Annotated in this window: 15 protein-coding genes and 1 pseudogene; 15 read left to right on the top strand and 1 reads right to left on the bottom strand. The window is 66.4% G+C overall.

All coding sequences use genetic code 11. The features are described from left to right. The first annotated feature begins 165 nt into the window (after nucleotides 1–165). The 14 genes and pseudogenes from DGN21_RS09500 to DGN21_RS09435 all read left to right on the top strand — a co-directional run bounded on the left by DGN21_RS09500 (nucleotide 166) and on the right by DGN21_RS09435 (nucleotide 21,312). Entirely contained in the window at nucleotides 166–906 is a 741-nt protein-coding gene (locus tag DGN21_RS09500) for a flagellar motor protein (protein ID WP_024937680.1), read from the top strand. A gap of 7 nt (nucleotides 907–913) precedes the next feature. Beyond that, the gene (gene motD, locus DGN21_RS09495) at nucleotides 914–1,888 is read left to right on the top strand and encodes a flagellar motor protein MotD (RefSeq protein WP_039515497.1); all 975 of its coding nucleotides are present in this window, start codon (nucleotides 914–916) and stop codon (nucleotides 1,886–1,888) included. A gap of 1 nt (nucleotide 1,889) precedes the next feature. Further along, the gene (locus DGN21_RS09490) at nucleotides 1,890–2,672 is read left to right on the top strand and encodes a ParA family protein (protein ID WP_024937682.1); all 783 of its coding nucleotides are present in this window, start codon (nucleotides 1,890–1,892) and stop codon (nucleotides 2,670–2,672) included. Continuing rightward, the gene (locus tag DGN21_RS09485) at nucleotides 2,669–4,006 is read left to right on the top strand and encodes a chemotaxis protein CheW (protein ID WP_215825210.1); all 1,338 of its coding nucleotides are present in this window, start codon (nucleotides 2,669–2,671) and stop codon (nucleotides 4,004–4,006) included. The genes DGN21_RS09490 and DGN21_RS09485 overlap by 4 nt, the downstream gene beginning before the upstream one ends. 103 nt (nucleotides 4,007–4,109) lie before the next feature. Beyond that, complete coding sequence (locus DGN21_RS09480) at nucleotides 4,110–4,418, top strand: STAS domain-containing protein (RefSeq protein WP_024937684.1); 309 nt, start codon at nucleotides 4,110–4,112, stop codon at nucleotides 4,416–4,418. Beyond that, entirely contained in the window at nucleotides 4,415–4,780 is a 366-nt protein-coding gene (locus tag DGN21_RS09475; RefSeq protein WP_002806565.1) for a response regulator, read from the top strand. Before DGN21_RS09480 ends, DGN21_RS09475 begins: the two co-directional genes overlap by 4 nt. Nucleotides 4,781–4,813: 33 nt before the next feature. Next, on the top strand, nucleotides 4,814–6,823 hold the full coding sequence (locus DGN21_RS09470; RefSeq protein ID WP_102257017.1) for a chemotaxis protein CheA: 2,010 nt from the start codon (nucleotides 4,814–4,816) through the stop codon (nucleotides 6,821–6,823). A 249-nt stretch (nucleotides 6,824–7,072) separates the two neighbouring features. Then, nucleotides 7,073–9,205, top strand: a pseudogene (locus DGN21_RS09465) (methyl-accepting chemotaxis protein); the annotation flags it as partial. A 309-nt stretch (nucleotides 9,206–9,514) separates the two neighbouring features. Further along, a complete protein-coding gene (locus tag DGN21_RS09460; protein WP_046342506.1) occupies nucleotides 9,515–10,048 on the top strand; it encodes a hypothetical protein in 534 nt (177 codons plus the stop codon). A 327-nt stretch (nucleotides 10,049–10,375) separates the two neighbouring features. After that, a complete protein-coding gene (locus DGN21_RS09455) occupies nucleotides 10,376–12,553 on the top strand; it encodes a methyl-accepting chemotaxis protein (protein WP_215825209.1) in 2,178 nt (725 codons plus the stop codon). Between the two features lie 50 nt (nucleotides 12,554–12,603). After that, nucleotides 12,604–15,396, top strand: coding sequence for a methyl-accepting chemotaxis protein (locus DGN21_RS09450; protein WP_215825208.1), 2,793 nt, complete (start codon nucleotides 12,604–12,606; stop codon nucleotides 15,394–15,396). Between the two features lie 267 nt (nucleotides 15,397–15,663). Beyond that, a complete protein-coding gene (locus DGN21_RS09445; RefSeq protein WP_104608478.1) occupies nucleotides 15,664–16,425 on the top strand; it encodes a transporter in 762 nt (253 codons plus the stop codon). Nucleotides 16,426–16,438: 13 nt separating this feature from the next. Then, nucleotides 16,439–18,793, top strand: a complete 2,355-nt coding sequence (locus DGN21_RS09440) for a methyl-accepting chemotaxis protein (protein WP_215825207.1) — start codon at nucleotides 16,439–16,441, stop codon at nucleotides 18,791–18,793. 215 nt (nucleotides 18,794–19,008) lie between these two features. Beyond that, on the top strand, nucleotides 19,009–21,312 hold the full coding sequence (locus DGN21_RS09435; RefSeq protein ID WP_215825206.1) for a methyl-accepting chemotaxis protein: 2,304 nt from the start codon (nucleotides 19,009–19,011) through the stop codon (nucleotides 21,310–21,312). Here DGN21_RS09435 and DGN21_RS09430 read toward each other — a convergent pair. Further along, entirely contained in the window at nucleotides 21,309–21,704 is a 396-nt protein-coding gene (locus DGN21_RS09430; protein ID WP_126966331.1) for a hypothetical protein, read from the bottom strand. The two genes, DGN21_RS09435 and DGN21_RS09430, sit on opposite strands and share 4 nt — an antisense overlap. Between DGN21_RS09430 and DGN21_RS09425 the strand changes: the two genes are divergently transcribed. Next, the gene (locus tag DGN21_RS09425; protein ID WP_184578263.1) at nucleotides 21,703–23,952 is read left to right on the top strand and encodes a methyl-accepting chemotaxis protein; all 2,250 of its coding nucleotides are present in this window, start codon (nucleotides 21,703–21,705) and stop codon (nucleotides 23,950–23,952) included. The two genes, DGN21_RS09430 and DGN21_RS09425, sit on opposite strands and share 2 nt — an antisense overlap. The last annotated feature ends 62 nt before the right edge of the window (nucleotides 23,953–24,014 follow it).

Here is a 24,014-nt window from a genome sequence, read left to right as displayed (position 1 = left end):
GCGGCATCGATGACACGCCTTGGTCGGAAAGCGCATGCGCCGATGACCTGTCAACCCTGCATCGCCGCCAGCGTGGAAGCGGCCCATGCCGCAAAACGACAACTTTCTGGCGCATCGACCGAGTGCGTCTATCAAGTCCGCCGGGCTCGCGCCGATATCGCTTCCATGGACAGACTCAGCATCATCGGACTGGTGCTCGCGATCGTGGCGATCGTGGGCGGCAGCGTGTTGAAAGGCGCCGGCATTTCGTCGCTGTGGTCGCCGGCTGCCTTCGTGATCGTGATCGTCGGCACCGTGGCGGCGATCCTGCTGCACACCTCGCCGGCGGTTTTCCGGCGCGCCTTCAAGATCCTGCGCTGGGTGATCCAGCCGCCGGCCAGCGATCGCCCGCAGCTGGTCGCGCGTATCGTCGAATGGAGCAACATCGCCCGCCGCCAGGGCCTGCTGGGCCTGGAAGACCAGCTCCCGCGCCAGGACGATGCGTTCCTGCGCAAGGGCCTGCAGATGCTGGTCGATGGCGTGGAGCCCGAATCCATGCGGCACATGCTCGAGATCGAAATGGACAACCAGGAGCGTCAGGATCTTGCCGCGGCCAAGGTGTTCGAAGGCATGGGCATCTATGCGCCCACGCTGGGCATCATCGGCGCGGTGCTGGGGCTGATGGCGGTGATGAAGAACCTGGCCGACCCGGCCATGCTCGGCCATGGCATCGCCGCGGCGTTCACCGCCACCATCTACGGCATCGCCTCGGCCAATCTGCTGTTCCTGCCGGTCGCCGCCAAGCTCAAGAGCGTCATCCACTGCAGCACCAACGAGCGCGAAATGGCGATCGAAGGCCTGATCGCGATCGCCCAGGGCGAGAACCCGCGCAACATCGAGTCGAAATTGGCCGGATACTTGCATTAGTCCCGTCATGGCCCGCCGTCGCAAACATCACGAAGACCATGGCAACCACGAAGCGTGGGCGATTCCGTATGCCGACCTGATGACGCTGCTGCTGGCGTTCTTCGTGGTGATGTACGCAATCTCCTCGCTCAACGAGGGCAAGTACAAGGTCATGGCGCAGGCGCTGACCACCGCTTTCGGCGGCTCGTCCACTGCCGCCAGCCCGGTGCAGATCGGCAAGACCCAGACCCTGGGCGCCGATTACGACCGCCCCTCGGTGATCAAGGCCGGCGCGCCGATGGCCGCCTCCAGCGGGCCGACCGACCCCACCCTGCTGCCGTCGATGGCCGCGCAGATGCGCATGCCGGTGTCGCTGCGTAACCAGGCGCAGCTGGCGCGCGCGCAGCGGCAGATGGACGCGGTGGCCCAGCAGCTGAGCAAGACGCTGGCGCCGCTGATCGAGCAGAAACTCATCACCATCCGCCGCAACGACCTGTGGATCGAGGTGGAGATCAACAGCGACATCCTGTTCGGCACCGGCTCGGCCTCGCTGGCAGGCAGCGCCCGCGGCACCCTGTCGGCGCTGGCCGCGGTGCTGCGCGATGCGCCCAATGGCGTGCGCGTGGAGGGGTATACCGACAACCAGCCGATCGCCACCGCACAGTTCCCCTCCAACTGGGAGCTGTCGGCCGCGCGCGCCGCCAGCGTGGTGCACCTGTTTGCCGACGACGGCGTCGCCCCGCAACGATTGGCGATGGTGGGCTATGGAGAATTCCGCGCACGTGCCGATAACAGCACTGAGGCGGGACGGAATGCGAACCGGCGTGTGGTGTTGATCATCCTCGCTGACTCGGCTGGCTCACTCGCACCCGATCCGCCATCGCAGATGCATGCGACCGCCGCCGGGGCGCCCAAGCTTCCCAAGTCTGACGGCGGCCAAACGGCCGTCACCACCGAAAGCGGCACAAGTTCCGTCCCCGCCGTAATTCAAGGAGTGCAGTGAGATGCGTATCTGGGCAATCGCCAACCAAAAGGGCGGCGTCGGCAAGACCACCACGACGCTGGCATTGGGTCGCGGCCTGGCCGCGCTCGGCCACCGGGTATTGTTGATCGACCTCGATCCGCACTCCTCCCTCACCCGCGCGTTCGGTGTGGCGATCGACCCGCCGCCGCGCGGTGTACTGGACCTGTTCGGCACCCCGCCGAGCGACCTGGCCAGCCTGGCCCATGAAAGCGCCATCCCCGGCCTGTCCTACGTGTGCGCACAAGCCGCACTGGCCACGCTGGAACGCCGCAGCGCCAACCAGCCCGGCCTGGGCCTGGCGCTGCAGAACGCGATGACCCGGCATGCCGGCCAGCACGACTACATCCTGCTCGACTGCCCGCCCACGCTCGGCCTGCTGATGATCAACGCCCTGGCCGCCTGCGACCGCGTGGTGGTGCCCACCCAGGCCGAGCCGCTGGCGCTGCATGGCCTGGCCAGCATGGTGCGGACTGCCGACATGGTGCAGCGCTCGCGTCGCCGCGCGCTGCCGGTGTCGATCCTGCCGACCCTGTTCGACCGGCGCACCCGCGCCGGCACCGAGACACTCAAGGAGATGCAGGACACCTACGGCGCCGTCGTCTGGGAAGACGCGGTGCCGGTGGATACCCGAATCTGCAATGCCGCCGCGCTGACTGTCCCCGCCACCGGCGGCGACTACCAGGGCCGCGGCCTGTCCGCCTATCGCCGCGCGCTGGAATGGGTGCTGGCCGATGACGCGATGCGTATGGAGCAAGCTGCATGAGCAACCACACCGCCAACGGTGAGCTGGACGACTATCTGGAAGGCCTGTTGCACGATGCCGGCGTCGAGATCCCCGCTGCCACCGCTGCCGCCCCTGCTGCCAGCGAGGCTCCGGCGCCTGCGGACCCAGACCTCGCGCTGGCCGAGCCGCCGGTGCAGGCTGCCACGGCTCCCGAAGCCGCCGCCGTGTCGGAAGCGGCTACCGCCCACGCGGTTGCCGCGGTGGCGAGCGCCGATGCAATCGCTGCAGACTTCCTCGCAGAAATGGATGCCGACCCGGCCTTCGGGGCGCCGGTGGCTGCTGTGCCCAGCGCCGCGGATATCGCTGCCGATTTCCTCGCCGAAATGGATGCCGACCCGGCCTTCGGGCCGCCGGTGGCTGCCGCGCCCAGCGCCGCGGACATCGCTGCAGACTTCCTGGCCGAAATGGATGCCGACCCGGCCTTCGGGCCGCCGGTGGTCGCTGCACCCAGCGCCGCGGATATCGCTGCAGACTTCCTGGCCGAAATGGATGCCGACCCGGCCTTCGGGCCGCCGGTGGTTGCCGCGCCCAGCGCCGCGGATATCGCTGCCGATTTCCTCGCCGAAATGGATGCCGACCCGGCCTTTGCCGCCGCTGCACCCAGCCCGTTCATGAGCACCGCCGACCTGATGGCCGAAATGGACGCCGACCCGGCGTTTGCCACCGCTGCCTCCGGCGCGGACCTGCTGGCGGCCGATCTGTTGTCGGAGATGGATGCCGACCCGGCCTTCGCCGATGCCGCACCCGCCCCGCCGGCACCGGCGCGGCCTGCGCCGGCACCGATGCAGGCACCGCACCGCGCACCACCGTCGCCGATCTATCCGCAAGGCCTGCAGGCGCTGCTGGCGCCCGGCCAGGCCGAGCACATCCAGGCCGAGCGGCGCGCCAGCGAACGCAGTACGCGCTGGCTGCGCCTGCGCTGCGGCGAGCAGACCTACGCGCTGGAATTGCTCAAGGTGCAGGAAGTGGTGCTGCCGGTGCCGCTGCTGCCGCTGCGCGGCACCGCCAGCGCAATGCTCGGCATCATGAACCTGCGTGGCCAGGTGGTGCCGGTGATCGACCTGGGCATGCATCTGGGCTCGGCACCGATCGACATGGATCTGCAGACGCGTGTGGTGGTGCTGGAAGAAAATGGCGAAACCATGGGCCTGCGCGTGTCGGCGGTGGAGGATGTGACCAGCCTGACCGATCAGCAGATCGAGCCGCCGGACAACGCCCGCCTGTGCCGCATTTCCAACAACCTGTTCCGCGGCGTCGCGCGGCTGGGCCATCAGCCGATGATCCTGCTCGATGCCAGCCATCTGCTGCATTGATCCAGCGCGCAGCTGACGCGCACCTGCACGCGCAACGATTCAGCGTTAAAGCTTTCCCGCCCCCCGCCGTTAGTACGCATAGAACCATCCGTTCGGAGCAACAATGAGCACAGTGACATTGGGTGAGGATCTCGGCATCGAGACCAGCGCCGACCTCAAGCAGAAGCTTGCCGCGTTCCTGACCCAGGACGGCGACCTGGTGCTCAATGCCGGCGACGTCCGGCGCATCCATACCGCCAGCGTGCAGTTGCTCTGCGCCTTTGTGCAGAGCCGCCGCCAGGCGGGCTTGCATACCGAATTCGATGGCTGCAACGACACTTTTAGAGATGCGGCCCGTCTGCTCGGCGTCACCGACGCGCTCGGACTTTCCGCATCCAATGACAACCTGAAATCTGTGGAGAACGCCGCATGAGCGCACGTATCTTGGTGGTGGACGATTCGGCGTCAATGCGCCAGATGGTCTCTTTCGCCCTCACCTCTGCCGGCTTTGCCGTCGAAGAAGCCGAGGACGGCGCCGTTGCGCTGGGCCGCGCGAAGGGCCAACGCTTCAATGCGGTGGTGACCGACGTGAACATGCCCAACATGGACGGCATCTCGCTGATCCGCGAGCTGCGCCAGCTGCCGGACTACAAGTTCACCCCGATGCTGATGCTCACCACCGAGTCGGCGGCCGACAAGAAGTCCGAAGGCAAGGCCGCCGGTGCCACCGGCTGGCTGGTCAAGCCGTTCAATCCGGAACAGCTGATCGCCACCGTCCAGAAAGTTCTGGGTTAATCCTTACTCGCTTCACCATCGGATCTCACGCCCATGAGCATGGACCTGCAACGTTTCCACGCCACCTTTTTCGAGGAAAGCCGCGAAGGGCTGGACGCGATGGAGGCCGGGCTGTTGTCCCTTGAAGAGGGCAACCGCGACCCGGAAATCATCAACTCGGTGTTCCGCGCCGCGCACTCGATCAAGGGCGGCGCGGCCACCTTCGGTTTCGAAGCCGTCGCCGGCCTGACCCACGTGCTGGAGACGCTGCTGGACGAGCTGCGCTCCAACAAGCGCCAGCTCGAACCCAATGCGGTCGACGCCATGCTCGGCTCGGTCGACGTGCTGCGCGCCCTGCTGCGCGAAGCCGAACACGGCACCCCGGCCGACCCGGCCGCGGTCAAGGCCGTGCATACCCGGTTGAACGCCGTGCTGGCCGGCGAAGCGCCGGCCGCTGCGGCGGTCGCCAAGCCGAAGGAAGAAGAACCCGAAGCCTGGCATATCGGATTCACCCCGGCGCCGTCGCTGTTCATGAGCGGCAACGACCCGCTGCGCATCATCCGCGAGCTCGAGCACCTGGGCCCGCTGCAGATTGCCGCACGCCTGGAGCGCATGCCGGGCTTTGAGAACATCGACCCGCTGGAAGCCTACCTGGCCTGGGATCTGGGCCTGATCGGCAAGATTCCGCGCAGCAAGATCGAAGACACCTTCGCCTGGGTGGTGGACGATTGCGAGCTGGACATCCGCCCGATGGCGGTGCCCGGCCCGCCGCCGAGCCTGGCCGTCGAAGCCGCTGTCGCGGCGCCCGTCGCCGTCGCTGCGGCGCCCGCCGCTGCTGCCGAACCTGCCGCCGCTGCTGCTGCCACGCCGGCCAAGGCCGCCGCTGCCGAAGCGGAAACCTCGATCCGCGTCAGCGTCGACAAGGTCGATGCGTTGATCAATCTGGTCGGCGAACTGGTCATCACCCAGGCCATGCTCAAGCAGGTCTCCACCGGCCTGGATCCGGCGCACGCCGAACAGCTGTTCGCCGGCCTGGATCTGCTCGAACGCAATACCCGCGATCTGCAGGAAGCGGTCATCGGCGTGCGCATGCTGCCGGTGGATGCGGTGTTCCGCCGCTTCCCGCGCCTGGTCCGCGACCTCTCCAGCCGCCTCGGCAAGCAGGTGCGCCTGCGCACCATCGGCGAAGGCACCGAACTGGACAAGGGCCTGATCGAAAAGATTGCCGATCCGTTGGTGCACCTGGTGCGCAACTCGATCGACCACGGTCTGGAAATGCCCGATGCGCGTCGCGCCTCCGGCAAGGACGAGACCGGCACGATCACCTTGGCGGCCTCGCATCAGGGTGGTCATATCGTGATCGAAGTCAGCGACGACGGCCGTGGCCTCAATCGCGCCAAAATTCTGGAAAAGGCGGCCGAACGCGGTATCGCCGTGCCGGACAACCCGACCGATGCGCAGGTGTGGGACCTGATCTTCGCACCGGGCTTCTCCACCGCCGATGCCGTCACCGACCTGTCCGGCCGTGGCGTGGGCATGGACGTGGTCCGCCGCAACATCCAGGGCCTGGGTGGCGAAGTGCAGCTGGAAAGCAACGCCGGCAGCGGTACCCGCGTGCTGATCCGTCTGCCGCTGACCCTGGCCATCCTCGACGGCATGACCGTGTCGGTGGCCGGCGAAACCCTGATCCTGCCGCTGGCCTATGTGCTCGAGGCCCTGCAGCCGGCACCGGAAGACATCCGCTCGATGGCCGGCGACGGCCGGGTGCTGCGGGTGCGCGGCGAGTACCTGCCGATCCTGTCGCTCACCGATTACTACGGCTTCGGCGGGCAGCAGTCCTCGCAGGAACCGCTGGTGGTGGTGGTCGAAGGCGATGGCCAGAAGATCGCGCTGGAAGTGGACGAACTGCTCGGCCAGCAACAGGTGGTGGTCAAGAACATCGAGAACAACTACCGCCGCATCCCGGGCGTGTCCGGCGCCACCATCCTGGGCGATGGACGGGTCTCGCTGATCGTGGACATCGGTGGGCTGGTGCGCTCGCTGCGCGTGCCGCAGGCCGCCTGAGTCAGTACAACAACCGCGGCACGGACGCCGCATCGCAACACCTGTAACACCTGCAACACATCCAACACCATGGTGTGATGTTTCCGGCGGTCTGGGGCCCGCCGGCAGCGCCGAACCCGCGCGGCATGGCACGACCCGCGGGGTGTCCTGGCCCGCGGCCATGTCCAACTCAGCGACCGTCCTGGCGCGTCTGCCCGCTTGCAGACGCCAACGCTGCCCATTGATCTCTGTACGCACGAGATGACTTCGATGAACTGGTTCCGCAATCTCGCCGTTGCCCGCAAGCTCGCCGTTGCCTTTTCCATTACCGTCCTGATCACGCTCAGCCTTGGCGTATTCGCGCTGACACGCATGCAATCCAGTGCGCATCTGCTGCGCGAGATCGGCTATACCTGGGCACCGGCGGTGCAACAGCTCAGCGAAATGCGCGCGCTGCTTGGCGAATTCCGCACCTACGAGCTCGCGCAACTTGCGCACGCAGACGATCCGAAGGCGGTGCAGAACTACTTCGAGCGCATGGACAAGGCCCGCAGCGAGGTCGAGATCGCGCAGACTGCGTATGCCAGGACCACGCAGCCGGGCAAGGAGGCCGAGCTGTACGAGGCGGTCAAGCAGAAGCTCGCCGACTACTACAAGGCCAACGCGGCGCTTGGCGCAGCCGTGCGTGCCGGCGACCTGGTCACCGCCAACACCGTGTCCGACGAGCAGTCGCGCCCCGCACGTCGGGATCTGTTCGCCAAGCTGGTGGAGCTGACCAAGTTCAATACCGCGCAGATGAATGCCGAAATCGCCATGGCCGAAGCGGCGTATCAAACCTCGGTGCGCATCATGCTCGCAGCGATGACGCTGGCGGTGCTGCTGGCCGCGTCCGCAGGCTGGTTCATCGCCCGCAGCATCGCCGGGCCGCTCGGTCGCGCCACGCGGGTGGCCGGCGCCATCGCCCAAGGCAAGCTGGATAACGCCATCCATGTCGACAGCCGCGACGAAGCGGGCCAGCTGCTGCGCAGCATGCAGGACATGCAGCGACAACTGCAGGCAGTGTTGGCGGCGCAATCGGAAATGGCGCAACGCCACGAGGCCGGCGAGATCAGCTACCGCATGGATCAAAGCGCATTTCCGGGCGATTACGGCACCATGGTGCACGACACCAATACTCTGGTCGGCTCGCATATCGCGGTGAAGATGAAGCTGGCGCAGATCATGTCGCGCTATGCAGTCGGCGATCTGAGCCAGGACATGGACCGCCTGCCCGGCGAAAAAGCCGTGCTCAGTCAGACCATGGATACGGTCAAGCACAACCTGTCGGCGATGAACAGCGAGATCAGGCTGCTCGCACAGGCCGCTGCCAACGGCGACTTCAGCGTGCGCGGCGATGCGCAGCGTTTCCAGTACGATTTCCACGCGATGGTGGACAGCCTCAATCAGCTGATGGCCACCGCCGATGCCAACCTGCGCTCCCTGTCGACGCTGTTGCAGGCGATTGCCGCCGGCGACCTGACCGCACGCATGCACGGCCAGTTCAACGGCGTCTTCGCGCAGATGCGCGACGATGCCAACGCCACCACCGAGCAACTGGCCAGCATCGTCGGGCGCATCCAGCAGGCCGCCGGCTCGATCAATTCGGCCGCCAGCGACATCGCCGCCGGCAACCAGGACCTGTCGCAGCGCACCGAGCAGCAGGCAGCCAACCTGGAAGAAACCGCCGCCTCGATGGAAGAGCTCACCTCCACCGTGCGGCAGAACGCCGAGCATGCGCGCCAGGCCAACCAGCTGGCGATCGGCGCCGCCGCAGTGGCCTCGCAAGGCGGCAGCGTGGTCGCACAGGTGGTCACCACCATGTCCGGGATCGAGGTGTCTTCCAAGAAGATCGCCGACATCATCAGCGTCATCGACGGTATCGCCTTCCAGACCAATATCCTGGCCTTGAACGCCGCAGTGGAGGCGGCGCGTGCCGGCGAACAGGGGCGCGGGTTCGCCGTGGTCGCCTCGGAAGTACGCACGCTGGCGCAGCGCTCGGCCGGTGCGGCCAAGGAGATCAAGCAATTGATCGACGATTCGGTCGGCAAGGTGGCGCAGGGCTCGGCCTTGGTGGATCAGGCCGGCAAGACCATGGCCGACATCGTGTCTTCGGTGCAGCGCGTGACCGACATCATGGGCGAAATCTCCGCCGCCTCGCAGGAGCAGTCGGCCGGCATCGAACAGGTCAACCTGACCGTGACCCAGATGGACGAGGCCACCCAGCAGAACGCGGCATTGGTGGAGGAAGCCACCGCCGCTGCGCGTACGATGGAAGCACAGGCTGGCCAGCTGTCCGATGCGGTGGCGATCTTCAAGATCCAGCCGCATGCTGCGCTGTCGCCGGCAAGCCGCCAATCCGCCCCGCGGCATCTGGCCGTGGTTTAAGCCAAACGAGGCTGCCTTCGTCCCCTCCCCAGGGGCTGCACGCCACTCTCGTGCGCGGGAACAGGCAACCGCGCTGTCGGGTCTGGCACCTCTACATCGGCACCCGTAACGCCCCGATCCTGTCGGGGCGTCTTGCCATCCGGCAGCGACTCACAGACGCACCACACCATCCCTGCGATCGCCTGGCAATGCTGCCGTTGGTCGAAAGATGATCAAGCACAAGCTTCGACGGCCGATACCAGGAGCAATGGGGGCTGCCTGGCCCGCGCCACGTCCAAGGAAGTCCGCATGCCTACCGTCAACTCACCCCGCTCTGCCCGCCACATGCTGGGCTCGGTGTTCGCCGTCGCGCTGCTGGCTGCCAGCGTCTGGTTACCGCCCTCCTTCGCAGCGCCGGCCGCGCCGGTTTCGGTCCTGCTGGACAACATCCCGATGAGCGCGTTGCAGTCGCTCGCCATCGACCTGGTGCAATTGCGCGACGACCAGCGGGCGCAGCTTGCCGCCGCGCACGATCCCGCCCGCATCGAGGCCTACGACGAGCGCCTGGGTCAGCTGCGTCAACGCATTGCACGACATGCGGGCTACTTCCAGGCCAGCGCGCCGCAGGGCGAGCAGGCGCGACAGTTTGCGCTGGTGCAGCAGCAGTTGGGCCACTACCTGGCGCAGCATCGGCAGGCCAACCGCGCCCTGCACGAGGGCGACCTGCAATACGCGCAGGCCCTGTCGCTGGGCCATGCCGGCGACACGCGCCATGTGCTGTGGACCGAACTGCAGGCCCTGCAGCAATCGGTCGCCAGCGTGCGCACCACGCAACGCAACTGAGCATTGTCCGCACTGCGACCTCAGCGGTCGCAGCGGCGTTGCAGCATTCCCGGTTAGCCAGCCCGCTGCGCCAAACCACGCGGCCTGCCGTGCAGGTAAGCGTGCGCCCTGCCCCGACTGATCCCAATGCCGCCTGCCCTGCCCGCACGGTTGCGCGCTGCCGCCGCGCAGCGCCGGCAACCGGCTCAGGCGCGCTCGGCGTGCGGCTACAGCCGCAAACACGCTGAAAAACCGCCATCAGACCGGCTATCGCGCGGCACTCAACCTTTTGGGGATCAGGTCGCTATTCGACTTATCCCGGTCACATTCCTTTGCTGGATACCTGCCATGACCTTCAAGACCACGATTGCAAACACGCTGGCCAACGTTCCGCTGAAGCGCAAGTTTCTGGCGCAGACCGCACTGGTGGCGCTGGGCATCATCGCGCTGGCAGTGATCGCCGCCCGCATGCAATACGTGGATCTCACCGATACGCGCCGCGACGGGCTCAAGAGCCAGATCGAGATGGCGATTGCGGTGGTCAATGGCTACGCCGAGCGCGCCGAGAAGGGCGAGATGGATGTGGACAGTGCCAAGAAAGCCGCGCTGCATACCTTGTCCACCATGCGCGCACGTGGCGGCGTGGATTACATCTACGTCACCGACCAGACGCCGGTGATGCTGATGCACCCCATCCGCCCGGATCTCAACGGCAAGCCGCTCAACGATGTGCTGAGCCCGGACGGCAAACGGATTTTCCCGGCCTTCGTCGCTGCGGCGCAGGCCGGCGGCGGCTACGTCGATTACGCCTGGGCCAAGCCGGGTGAAAAAGAGCCGGTGCAGAAGACCTCGTACGCCGCGCTGTACAAGCCGTGGGGCTGGGTGATCGGCACCGGCGTGTATCTGGACGACACCCAGTCGCAGGCGCTGGCCTTCACCGGCGTCGTCACCCTGGCCGGCGGCGTGCTGGTGCTGCTCAACCTGCTGGTGGGCTGGCTGATCGGCAATTCGATCCTGGAGCCGGTCTCGCGTGCGCTCGCCGCCATCAAGGGCGTGGCGCGTGGCGACCTGAGCGTGCGCACCGCACAGCACGGCAGCGATGAAATCGGACAGATGCTCAAGGCCACCGACGACATGGTGCACACGCTGGAGCGCTTCTCCGCGCAGACCAAGGTGATGGTGCACATGCACGCCGGCGAAGACGTCGGCCACCGCATGCCCACCGATTTCCCCGGTGTCTACGGCGAACTGGCCGGCGGCATCAATACGATGATCTTCGAACACCTGGACGCCATCATCGATGCGATCGGCATCCTCAACGAGTACGCGCAAGGCGACCTGTCGCGCGACGCCGCGCGCCTGCCGGGCACGCGCGCGGTGCTGCACGAAGCGATGGATGCGGCCAAGGCCAGCCTGCTGGCGATCAACACCGAGATCAAGCGCCTGGCCCAGGCCGCAGCCAATGGCGACTTCAGCCAGCGCGGCGATGCCACGCGCTTCAGGCACGACTCGGCGCGCATGATCAACGACCTCAACGCGATGATGGAAGTCAGCGACCGCAACCTGGGCAAGCTGTCCGAGCTGCTGGCCGCGCTGGCCGAAGGCGACCTCACCGCGCGCATGGATGGTCAGTTCCACGGCGTGTTCGCACGCATGCGCGATGACGCCAACACCACGGCCACGCAGCTGGCCGGCATCGTCGGGCGCATCCAGCAGGCCGCCGGTGCCATCACCGGGTCGGCCGGCGAGATCGCCGCCGGCAACAACGACTTGTCGCAGCGTACCGAGCAGCAGGCCGCCAACCTGGAAGAAACCGCCGCCTCGATGGAGGAGCTCACCGCCACCGTCAAGCAGAACGCCGAGCACGCGCGCCAGGCCAACCAGCTGGCGATCGGTGCCGCCTCGGTGGCCTCGCAGGGCGGCCAGGTGGTCAGCCAGGTGGTGGACACCATGTCCGGCATCCAGACCTCGTCCAGGAAGATCGCCGAGATCATCTCGGTCATCGACGGCATCGCCTTCCAGACCAACATCCTGGCCTTGAATGCCGCCGTGGAAGCGGCGCGTGCCGGCGAACAGGGCCGCGGCTTTGCGGTGGTCGCCAGCGAAGTACGCACGCTGGCACAGCGTTCGGCCGGCGCGGCCAAGGAGATCAAGCACCTGATCGACGACTCGGTCGGCAAGGTGGCGCAGGGGTCGGCGCTGGTGGATCAGGCCGGCAAGACCATGGCCGACATCGTGTCCTCGGTGCAGCGCGTGACCGACATCATGAGCGAGATCTCCGCCGCCTCACAGGAACAATCGGCCGGCATCGAGCAGGTCAACCTCACCGTCACCCAGATGGACGAGAGCACCCAGCAGAACGCCGCGCTGGTGGAAGAAGCCACCGCCGCCGCCAACGCCATGCAGCAGCAGGCGCAGCAGCTTGACGAGGCGGTATCCAGCTTCCGCGTGAGCGCTGCCTCGTCGGCGCAGCGCGGCAGCGGCCGCGCTGCCGCGCGCGCGGAGGCCTTGCGCGTCGCCAGCTGATGATTGCCAGATCGTTCCCGCACTCCCTCCCTCACTTCGAAGCCACGCCCATGCCCTCGTCCCCCACGCAACCCCGCTCCGGCGGCAGTCTTGCGTATCGCCTGATGCTCGGCACCGCCGTTGCTGCGTTGCTGTGCTTCGGCCTGACCGCAGCGATCAGCTACTGGCAAAGCAGTCGCGCACTGATCGCCTCGGCACAGACCACGATGCAGAACGCGGCGCGCTATCAGGCCGAACAGATCGGCAGCGAGCTGGGACAGGCGTTCACCACCGGCCAGTCGGTCGCCAGCGCCTTGCTGGCGCAGCGTGCGCACGGCGGGGTGAGCCGCGAGGCGGCGTCGGCGATCGTGCACGACCAGTTGCAGAACCATCCGGAATGGGTGGGCATGGGCACGTTGTGGGAGCCGCAGGCCTTCGACGGCAAAGACAGCGACTATGTCGATGCCGAGGGTCACGACAACACCGGCCGTTTCATGACCTACTGGGCCTACAACGGGCAATCGCTGATCCGCGAACCCCTGGTCGGTTACGAAAAACCCGGCGACGGCGACTGGAACCTCAAACCGCGCGAGCTGGGCCGGCAGATCGTGGCCGGCCCCTACGATTACCAGATCGGCGGCAAGCCGGTGCTGATGACCACCTTGTCCACGCCCATCCTGGATCAGGGCAAGTATGTGGGCGTGGTGTCGGTGGATTTCGCCCTGGCCGCGTTGCAGAAACGCCTGAGTGCCTTGCGTCCGATGGACGACGGCTATGTCGAGCTGATCTCGCCCGCCGGCGTCATTCTGGCCTCGCGCGACGCTGCGCGGATCGGCAAGCCGGCCGACGGCGCCGACTATCGCGCGATGCTGGCGGCCACCAGGGCCGGCAAGGACTATCTGGACTTCACGCCGGATGCCGCCGGCACGGTCAGCGCCTATGTGCCGTTGCAGATCGGCCAGGCGCAGGAGCGTTTTGCGCTGGGCGTGGTGGTGCCGTATGCGGCGATCATGCAGCAGGCACATCGCCTGTTGTGGACCATTCTGGCGGTCGGGCTGGGCTCGGCGCTGGTGCTCAGCCTGGCGCTGTTCGCACTGTTGCGGCGTCAGGTGGTGGGTCCGCTGGACGCCGCGGCCAAGGTGGCCGGTGCGATTGCCTCCGGCAAGCTGGACAACCAGATTGCCGCGCAGCGCCAGGACGAAGTGGGCCGCCTGATGGGCGCCATGCAGCGCATGCAGACCGACCTGCGCCAGCGCATTGAACGCGACGCACAGATCGCCAACGAAAACCTGCGCATCCGCACCGCGCTGGAACATTCGGAAATGGAAGTGCTGCTGGCCGACGAGCAACACACTGCCGTGTTCATCACCGAGGCGCTGCACACCTCGTTCAAGGGTGGCGAAGCGGCATTTCATGCCAAGGGCCAGCAGGGCTTCAGCGCCGATGCGGTGGTCGGCAAACCGCTGGACTACGTGTTCGGCACCGATGCCGAGGGCAAGGCGCGGTTGCAACGCCTGCAGCAACTGCAGTCCACCACCCTGGAGCGCTACACCTTCGGCCCGGTGACGCTGGATCTGACCATGACCCCGCTCTACGCCGCCGACGGCCATCGCAGCGGCAGCATGCTGCTGTGGCGCAATGTCAGTGCCGAAGTCAGCACGCAGGCAGAGGTCGCCGCGCTGGTGCAGTCGGCCCTGATGGGCGACTTCGGCCAGCGTCTTGCGCTGGACGACAAGCGCGGCTTCTATCTGGAGTTCGGCCGTCAGCTCAACGGCTTGCTGGAAACCACCTCGCAAGGCCTGGAGCGTATTTCCCGCCTGCTCAGCGCGCTGGCCGAGGGCGACCTCACCGTGCGCATGGACGGGCAGTTCCAGGGCGTGTTCGCACGCATGCGCGACGATGCCAATGCCACCGTGGCGCAACTCACCGGCATCGTCTCGGGCATCCAGACCTCGGCCACGCAGATCAACGCAGCCGCCAGCGAGATCGCCGCAGGCAACAGCGACCTGTCGCAACGCACCGAACAACAGGCCGCCAACCTGGAAGAAACCGCCGCCTCGATGGAGGAGCTGACCTCCACCGTCAAGCAGAACGCCGAGCACGCACGCCAGGCCAACCAGCTGGCGATCGGCGCGGCCGATGTCGCCTCGCATGGCGGCGCGGTGGTGGCGCAGGTGGTCACCACCATGTCGGGCATCGAGGTCTCGTCGAAAAAGATCGCCGAGATCATCTCGGTCATCGACGGCATCGCGTTCCAGACCAATATCCTGGCCTTGAATGCGGCGGTGGAAGCTGCACGCGCCGGCGAACAGGGCCGCGGCTTCGCCGTGGTCGCCAGCGAAGTGCGCACCTTGGCGCAGCGCTCGGCCGGCGCGGCCAAGGAGATCAAGCACCTGATCGACGATTCGGTCGGCAAGGTGGCGCAGGGCTCGTCGCTGGTGCAGCAGGCCGGCACCACCATGGCCGAGATCGTCGCCAGCGTGCAGCGCGTCACCGACATCATGGGCGAGATCTCCGCCGCCTCGCAGGAGCAATCCAGCGGCATCGAGCAGGTCAACCTGACCGTGACCCAGATGGACGAGGCCACCCAGCAAAACGCGGCATTGGTGGAAGAAGCCACTGCCGCTGCGCGGGCGATGGAAGAACAGGCCGGCCAGCTGACCGAGGCGGTGGCGGTGTTCAAGCTCAGCCATGCCGGCAGGCCGGCGGCGATTGCCCCTGCCGCCAGACCGGTGGTCAGCGCGGTTGCGCCATCCACACGGGCGCCGACCGACAAGAAACGTGCGGCGGTAACGCCGCGTCCCCCCACCGGCAAGTCGCCCGGCAGTGTCGCCGGCAACGACAGCCAGTGGCAGGATTTCTGAGTGCGGCGTCGGCAGCTGCGCACGCGCGCAGCTGCCGACACAGGATGAAGCACATCCACATCGTCCTATCGCGGACCTGACACTCGACCGCGTTCCCCTGCCCGGCTCCGGCCATCGGCGACGCTTAAAGATTCAGCCGCCGTTGCCGTTAGCGAGGAAGACATCGACTGCCTGCGCCCCCCACCGTAGCAGCCGGTCCAGCAGCGCATCTGCCCGGTCGCCAGACCCGCGCATGCGCCCGGAGATTCGCGCGTTCCAGGGGTTGCCATGAAGCCATGCCTTGTTGCCAGCTGTATTGTGCTGTTCTGCGTCGTCGGCCATGCCCGCGCCGAAGATCCGATCGCCACCGACCGTCCTGATTTCGTCGAGTCCAGCCTCACCGTCGGCGACCGCCGGTTGCAGGTGGAAACCAGCGTCGCCTGGGAGCGCGATGCCTCGGTCGACGGATATTCCACGCCCACGCTGTTTCGCTACGGCCTCGGCCAGAGCTGGGAACTGCGGCTGGAAACCGACGGTTGGCAGCGCATCGACGCACCCGGCGAGGCCAAGGTGAGCGGCATGTCCGATGTGGCGCTCGGGGTCAAGCACCATCTTGCCGGGTCCGACGACGGCAAGGCCTCGCTGGCCTGGCTGCTGCATGTGGACCTGCCCAGCGGCGCCCGCGCCCTGCGTGGGCACGGTGCACGGCCATCGTTGCGGCTGGTGGCCGAATGGGAGCTCAGCGACAGCCTCTCGGCCGGGCTGATGCCCGGCGTGGTGTGGGACGACGATGGGCAAGGCAACCGCTACACCGCCGGCATCTTCGGTGCGGTGCTGGGCAAGGCCTGGAACGAGCGCGTGCGCTCCTTCGTGGAAGTGGCATTGCCGCAGGTCGCCAACAGCGAGGACGGCGGCACCGTGGCACTGCTCGACGTCGGCTCGGCCTGGCTGCTGAGCAACGACGTGCAACTGGACGCGGTGTACAGCCGCGGCCTCAACGATCGCTCACCGGATCACGCGCTCGGCGTGGGTCTGTCTTTCCGCTTCTGAAACAGGCCGCACAATGAAAATCATGCATATGCTGGGGATCCTGGTGCTGGTGGCAGCGTTGGCGCTGCTCGCGCTGGGCGGCGTCGGCTACAACGGCCAGCGCGGCCTGCTCGACGCGATCGCCGCACAGGTCATCTCCTCCGATGCGCTGCGCAACCACATGCAGGCCGACATGATGCACGACGCCCTGCGCGGCGACGTCACAGCCGCCCTGCTGGCCGCCTCGCGCCAGGACGCCGCCGCGATCGCAGAAGCACGCAGCGCACTGGGCGAACACGCCACGGAATTTCGTCAGGCGCTGCAGGCCAACCGCAAACTGCCGCTGGACCCGGCACTGCGCAGCGATCTGGACGCGGCGGCACCGGCATTGCAGGCCTATATCGGCGCGGCCGACCAGGTCATGACCCTGGCCGAGACGCAGGCCGACAGCGGCGCGGCCTACGCCGACTTCACCGCCAAGTTCGCCCAGCTGGAAACCCGCATGGGCGCGATCAGCGAGCGCATCCTGGCCTTGAACAAGGCCAATCGGCTCAAGGCCGAACAGGACAGCCACCGGGTGATGTGGCAGCAAGGCGGCGCGGTGGTGCTCGCCTTCGTCTGCCTGGCACTGGCCGCCGGCTGGATCCTACGCTCGGTGTTCGGCCTGCTCGGCGGCGAGCCGCAGCTGGCCATGAGCGCTGCGCAGCACATCGCCGAAGGTCGCCTGGACCAGCCCATTCCGGTGGCCGCACATCACACGCGCAGCCTGATGGCCGCACTGGCGCGCATGCAGCGCGACCTGCGCGAACGCCTGGAGCGCGAGCGCAGCATCGCTGCGGAAAACCTGCGCATCCGCACCGCGCTCGACAACGCCTCCACCGGCATGTACATAGCCGACCCGGACCTGACCATCATCTACGCCAACACCGCGCTGCGGACCTTGCTGCAGACCTATGCCGACGACATCCATGCCTGCGCGCCGGCGTTCGACCGCTCCAGCAACCTGATCGGCCAATCGGTGTCCATGCTGGAAGTGGGCAATGCGCAGGATGCGGAGATCTATCAACGTCTGGATCGCCAGGATTCGGCGCAACGCCAGGTGCAGTACCGCGCGGCATGCATCACCCAGGATGTCTCGGCGATCCGCGACTCGGCCGGTGCGCATCTGGGCTTTGTCTGCGAATGGCGCGACCGCACCGCCGAGGCACGCGTGGAAATCGACGTGGCCGATGTGGTGCGCAGCGCCGCGGCCGGTGACCTGTCCAGGCGCATCGACAGCAACGGCAAGCAAGGCTTCTTCCTGCAGTTGGCGCAGCAGCTCAATGCACTGCTCGATGCCAACGCGGTCAGCATCGCCGAGGTCTCGCGCCTGCTCAGCGCACTGGCCGATGGCGACCTGAGCGCGCGCATGCAGGGTGATTTCCACGGCGTGTTTGCCCGCATGCGCGACGACGCCAACACCACCGCCGAGCAGCTGGCGCTGGTGATCGGACGCATCCAGCAAGCCGCCGGCAGCATCCACACCGCTTCCAGCGAGATCGCCGCCGGCAACAACGACCTGTCTCAGCGCACCGAACAACAGGCCGCCAATCTGGAAGAAACCGCCGCCTCGATGGAGGAGCTGACCTCCACCGTCAAGCAGAATGCCGAAAGCGCGCGCCAGGCCAACCAGCTGGTGATCGGCGCGGCCGGCGTCGCCTCCCAAGGCGGTGCGGTGGTGGCCAAGGTGGTCACCACCATGTCCGGCATCGAGGTCTCGTCGAAGAAGATCGCCGAGATCATCAGCGTCATCGACGGCATCGCCTTCCAGACCAATATCCTGGCCCTGAATGCAGCAGTGGAGGCGGCGCGTGCCGGCGAACAGGGGCGCGGCTTTGCGGTGGTCGCCTCGGAAGTACGCACGCTGGCGCAGCGCTCGGCCGGCGCCGCCAAGGAGATCAAGCACCTGATCGACGACTCGGTGAGCAAGGTCGCCGAAGGCTCGGTGCTGGTGCAGCAGGCCGGCACCACCATGGCCGACATCGTGGCCAGCGTGCAGCGTGTCACCGACATCATGGGCGAGATCGCGGCCGCCTCGCAGGAGCAGTCGGCCGGCATCGAGCAGGTCAACCTCACCATCACCCAGATGGACGAGGCCACCCAGCAGAACGCTGCGCTGGTGGAAGAAGCCACCGCCGCCGCGCGCACCATGGAAGACCAGGCCGGCCAGCTGGCCCAGGCGGTGTCGCGCTTCACCCTTGCCGATGCGCCGGCACCGATGGCGGCAGCGCCAGCCGCCACAGCGGCAGTGGCTGCGCCCAAGCGCAGCCCCGGCGCAGCGGCTGCACGCAAGCCGGCAACCACGCCGGTGCTTGCCAGCGGCAACGACGGGCAGTGGCAGGACTTCTGAGCCACGCGTGCAGGCGGCCCAAGCCTGGGCCGCACCCGCGTAGCTGCAGCGCCACCGGCGTGCCCGCCCTGCCCGCCACGGCAGCGTTGCCGGCGGCCTGATCGCGGCATCCGCGAGCCGGCCACGGCACCGTTCATCCTTCAAAGATAAAGAATCATACCGGGCAGCCGCTAGCGTGCTGGAGAGCGTTCCTGCGCAATGCCCCGGAGTTACTGATGAACAAGTTCAACGATTGGCCGATCCGCCGCAAACTGATGTTTGCCTTTTGCCTGAGTGCCGTGTTGACCGCCCTGCTTGGCGGGCTCGGTTTTTCGCGCATGCAGCAGATGCAGCGGCAGACCACCCTGATCAACCAGGACGTGGTGCCGGTGCTGAGCCGTCTGTCCGAGCTGCGTGGCTTTGCCGGCGAATTCCGCGTCTATGAAGTGGGCCAGTTCGTCAATCTGGACGATCCGGAACGCTATGCGATGTTCTTCAAACGCATGGATGAGATCCAGGCCAAGTACCTCGAAACGCAAAAGCTGCTGGACGCCAAGATCGGCGCCGGCTCGCCGCTGCAGGCCGAATACGCGAAGCTGAGCGATGCCAGCACGCGTTACTTTGCCGCCAACCAGCAGCTGCGCAAGCTCTATGCAGAACCCGACCGCGCTGCGGCGATGGAATTTTCGCGCAAGCAGTCCGGCGAGATCCGCAAGGAACTGTTCGCCTCGGTCGACAAGCTGTATGCACAGCAATCCAAGGCCCTGAGCGACATGGTCGCGGCCAGCGACGCCTCGTTCAAGCTGACCAGCGCGGTATTGCTGATCGGCACGCTGCTGATGGCCGCGCTGTCGGTAACCTTCGGCTGGCTGATCGCGCGCGGCATCACCAATCCGCTGTCCAAGGCGCTGGGCGCCATCAAGGCGGTCTCGCGTGGCGATCTGAGCGTGCAGGTCAGCAAGACCAGCAAGGACGAAATCGGCCAGATGCTCGACGCCACCGGCAGCATGACGCAGATGCTGCGCCGCTTCAGCGACGAAACCGCGCGCATGTCGCACCTGCACGCGGCCGAAGACATCACCCACCGCATGCCGGAGGATTTCCCCGGCGTGTACGGCACCCTGGCCGGCGGCATCAACACGATGATCTTCGAGCATCTGGATGCCATCACCGACGCGGTGCGCATCCTCAACCAGTACGCACAGGGCGATTTGACCCAGGACGCACGTCGTCTGCCGGCCAGCCGCGCCATCCTGCATGAGGCGATGGATGCGGCCAAGGCCAGCCTGTTGTCGATCAACACCGAGATCAAGCAGCTGGCGCAAGCCGCAGCGGCCGGCGATTTCAGCGCACGCGGCGACGCGACGCGCTTCAAGTACGACTTCGCGGTGATGGTGGCGGACCTGAACTCGATGATGGAGGTCAGCGACCGCAATCTGGGCAAGCTGTCGCAGCTGCTCGGCGCCGTCGCCGAAGGCGACCTGACCGCACGCATGGACGGCGAATTCCACGGCGTGTTCGCGCGCCTGCGCGACGATGCCAATGCCACCACCCAGCGCCTGACCGACATCGTCGGGCGCATCAAGCACTCCACCCTGGCCATCAACACCGCCGCTGGCGAAATCGCCGCCGGCAACCAGGACCTGTCGCAGCGCACCGAACAGCAGGCCGCCAACCTGGAAGAAACCGCTGCCTCGATGGAAGAGCTCACCTCCACCGTCAAGCAGAATGCCGAGCACGCACGCCAGGCCAATCAGCTGGCGATCGGGGCGGCCGATGTCGCCTCGCATGGCGGCAGCGTGGTCGGCCAGGTGGTCACAACCATGTCCGGTATCCAGACCTCGTCCAAGAAGATCGCCGAGATCATCTCGGTGATCGACGGCATCGCATTCCAGACCAACATCCTGGCCCTGAACGCGGCGGTGGAAGCGGCACGTGCCGGCGAACAGGGCCGCGGCTTTGCGGTGGTCGCCTCGGAAGTGCGCACGCTGGCGCAGCGTTCGGCCGGCGCCGCCAAGGAAATCAAGAGCTTGATCGACGACTCGGTCAGCAAGGTGGCCGAAGGCTCGGCGCTGGTGAACCAGGCCGGCACCACCATGAGCGAGATCGTCTCCTCGGTGCAGCGCGTGACCGACATCATGAGCGAAATCTCCGCCGCCTCGCAGGAACAGTCGGCCGGCATCGAGCAGGTCAACCAGACCGTCACCCACATGGACGAAGCCACCCAGCAAAACGCCGCGCTGGTGGAAGAAGCCACCGCCGCCGCGCGTTCGATGGAAGAACAGGCGCAGCAGCTCACCGAAGCGGTGGCCCTGTTCCGCCTGTCGGCCGAACTGGAAGCGGTGACGCGTGCCACACCGGTGGTGCGCCACATCACCGCCAAGCGCCCGGCCGCCAGCACTGCGCCTGCTGCCAAGACGCCCGCTGCCAGGTCATCGGTGTCCACGCTGGCTGCCTCCAAGCCGGCTGCCGCACGGTCGACCGCACGTACTGCCGCTGCAGCAGCGCCGTCCAACGAGTCGGATTGGGCGGAGTTCTAAACGCGCAGATCGTCGACATACAAGTCGCTGCAGTCCAGGCCGCGCTCTTTCGGGAGCGCGGCTTTTTTATTGCCGCAATGTTCCGGAAGCAGTCTCAGCCATGAGGCAAGAATAAACGCATATAGATAATAATATTTTACTTGTGTATCAATAAACCAGCACTTGAGCCCGGCATTATGTATCTCTGGAAGACTTAAATTCGGAGCGCGCCGCGATTTACTCCGCAAAGTCGATTTCACAAGCATGACTCGACTTATATATTTTTGATATGGAGGTATTAAGTAATAGGCATTGCGCGCCGTTACTGCGCATAGCGACGCGGCATACAGCATGTGGTCGGCGCTACTCGGTCGCTTCCCTTCAATCGCATAACGCCTTCCAGGATCTGTCATGACTGCACTTCTCCAACGCTACAACGTCGGCCCTCGCTTGGCGGCGGCCTTTGCCGTGCTGATCCTGTTGTCTGGCGTCATCGCCTTTATCGGCTACCGCGGCCTGAGTTCGGCCCGCTCGCTGGTGGACCAGCTGGTGCACGAGAACATGACAAAGATCCGTCTGTCCAACGACATGATCAATGCCAATTTCATTATCGGCCTGCAGTTGCGCAATGTGGTGCTGCCCACTACCGATGCGGAAAATCGCGACTTCATTGCGAAGATCCAGTCTGCACGTGCCGACTACACCAAGGCACGCGACGAATTGTATGCATTGCCGCCGTCCGAAAAAGGCAAGATCCTGCGCGCGGAGATCGATGCCCGCCGCGCCGAAGTTAAAGTCTTGAACGACAAAGTCATGGATATGGTGATGACCGGTCGCAGAGACGAGGCACTGCCCTTGCTGCTGACCAAGGCGGCACCTGCAATGCAGCAATGGCAGGACAAGATTGGCGAAAACATCACACTGCAAGACAAGCTGGCCAGCGAAGCCTCGGCAGCAGCGCTGCAATCCATGGACGGCTCGCGCAAGCTGCTGGTCGGTGGTTCGCTGCTGGTGGTGTTGCTGAGCGCTACGCTGGGCCTGCTGATCACCCGCAGCCTCACCCAGCCGTTGAGCCGCGCCACCCGCGCCGCAGAAGCGATTGCCGGCGGCAACCTGGACAACGACGTCAATACGCAGGCCAATGACGAAGCCGGCCGCCTGCTCAAGGCCATGAGCAAGATGCAGCTGCAGCTGCGCAACCTGCTCAGCGCGCAGACCGACATGGCCAAGCGCCACGACGATGGCCAGATCAGCTTCCGCATCGATGCCGCTGCCTTCCCCGGCGAGTACGGCCGCATGGCGCACGACACCAACATGTTGGTGGGCTCGCACATCGCGGTGAAGATGCGCCTGGCGCAGATCATGGGCCGCTACGCGATCGGCGACCTGTCCGAGGATATGGAAAAACTGCCCGGCGAAAAGGCCGTGCTCAGCGAGACCATGGCGCAGGTCAAGGTCAATCTCGGTGCAATGAATACCGAGATCAAGCATCTGGCACTGTCGGCGGCCAACGGCGACTTCAGCGCCCGCGGCGATGCCGAGCGCTTCCAGTACGACTTCCGCCTGATGGTGGAAAGCCTCAACAACCTGATGTCCACCGCCGACGGCAACCTGCAGTCGCTCTCCACCCTGCTGCAGTCCATCGCCGCCGGCGACCTCACCGCACGCATGAGCGGCGACTTCCGCGGCGTGTTCGCGCAGATGCGTGACGACGCCAATGCCACCGCCACGCAGCTGGCCGAAATCGTCAGCGGCATCAAGGCCTCGGCGGTGTCGATCAAGGGCGCTGCCAGCGAGATCGCGGCCGGTAACCAGGATCTGTCGCAGCGCACCGAGCAGCAGGCCGCCAACCTGGAAGAAACCGCCGCCTCGATGGAAGAGCTCACCTCCACCGTCAAGCAGAACGCCGAGAGCGCGCGCCAGGCCAACCAGCTCGCCATCGGCGCGGCCGGCGTGGCCTCGCAGGGCGGCGAGATCGTCAGCAAGGTGGTCGAGACGATGAGCGGCATCGAAGCCTCGTCCAAGAAGATCGCCGACATCATCTCGGTCATCGACGGCATCTCGTTCCAGACCAACATCCTGGCCTTGAACGCGGCGGTGGAAGCCGCCCGCGCCGGCGAGCAGGGACGCGGCTTTGCCGTGGTCGCCTCGGAAGTGCGCACGCTGGCGCAGCGCTCGTCCGCGGCGGCCAGGGAGATCAAGGGGCTGATCGACGACTCGGTGCAGCGTGTTTCCGAAGGATCGGTGCTGGTGCACAGCGCCGGCAAGACCATGGGCGAGATCGTGTCCAGCGTGCAGCGGGTCACCGACATCATGGGCGAGATCTCCGCGGCCTCGCAGGAGCAATCCTCCGGCATCGAGCAGGTCAACCAGACCGTCACCCAGATGGACGAGACCACCCAGCAGAACGCCGCGCTGGTGGAAGAAGCCACCGCCGCCGCACGTGCGCTGGAAGACCAGGCCACCCAGCTCACCGACGCGGTGGCGGTGTTCAAGACCGATGCCGGCCATGCCCTGGCGCCGGTGCGCACCGCTGCGCCGCGGCCGGTGGTGACTCCCGCGCTGAAGGCCAAGGTGGTCGCGGCCGGACGCACCGCCGCGTCCAAGCCGCGCCCCGTGGTCACCGCGCCGAGCAACGACGCCAGCTGGCAGGAGTTCTGAGCCAAGCGAGCACAACAGTCTGAATGGAGCCGGTCGGCATCGATGCCGACCGGCTCAAGGCA

The sequence above is a fragment of the Xanthomonas sp. MLO165 genome, assembly GCF_018831305.1.
GTDB lineage: Bacteria > Pseudomonadota > Gammaproteobacteria > Xanthomonadales > Xanthomonadaceae > Xanthomonas > Xanthomonas arboricola.
This window is presented reverse-complemented; position numbering and strand designations above follow the sequence as displayed.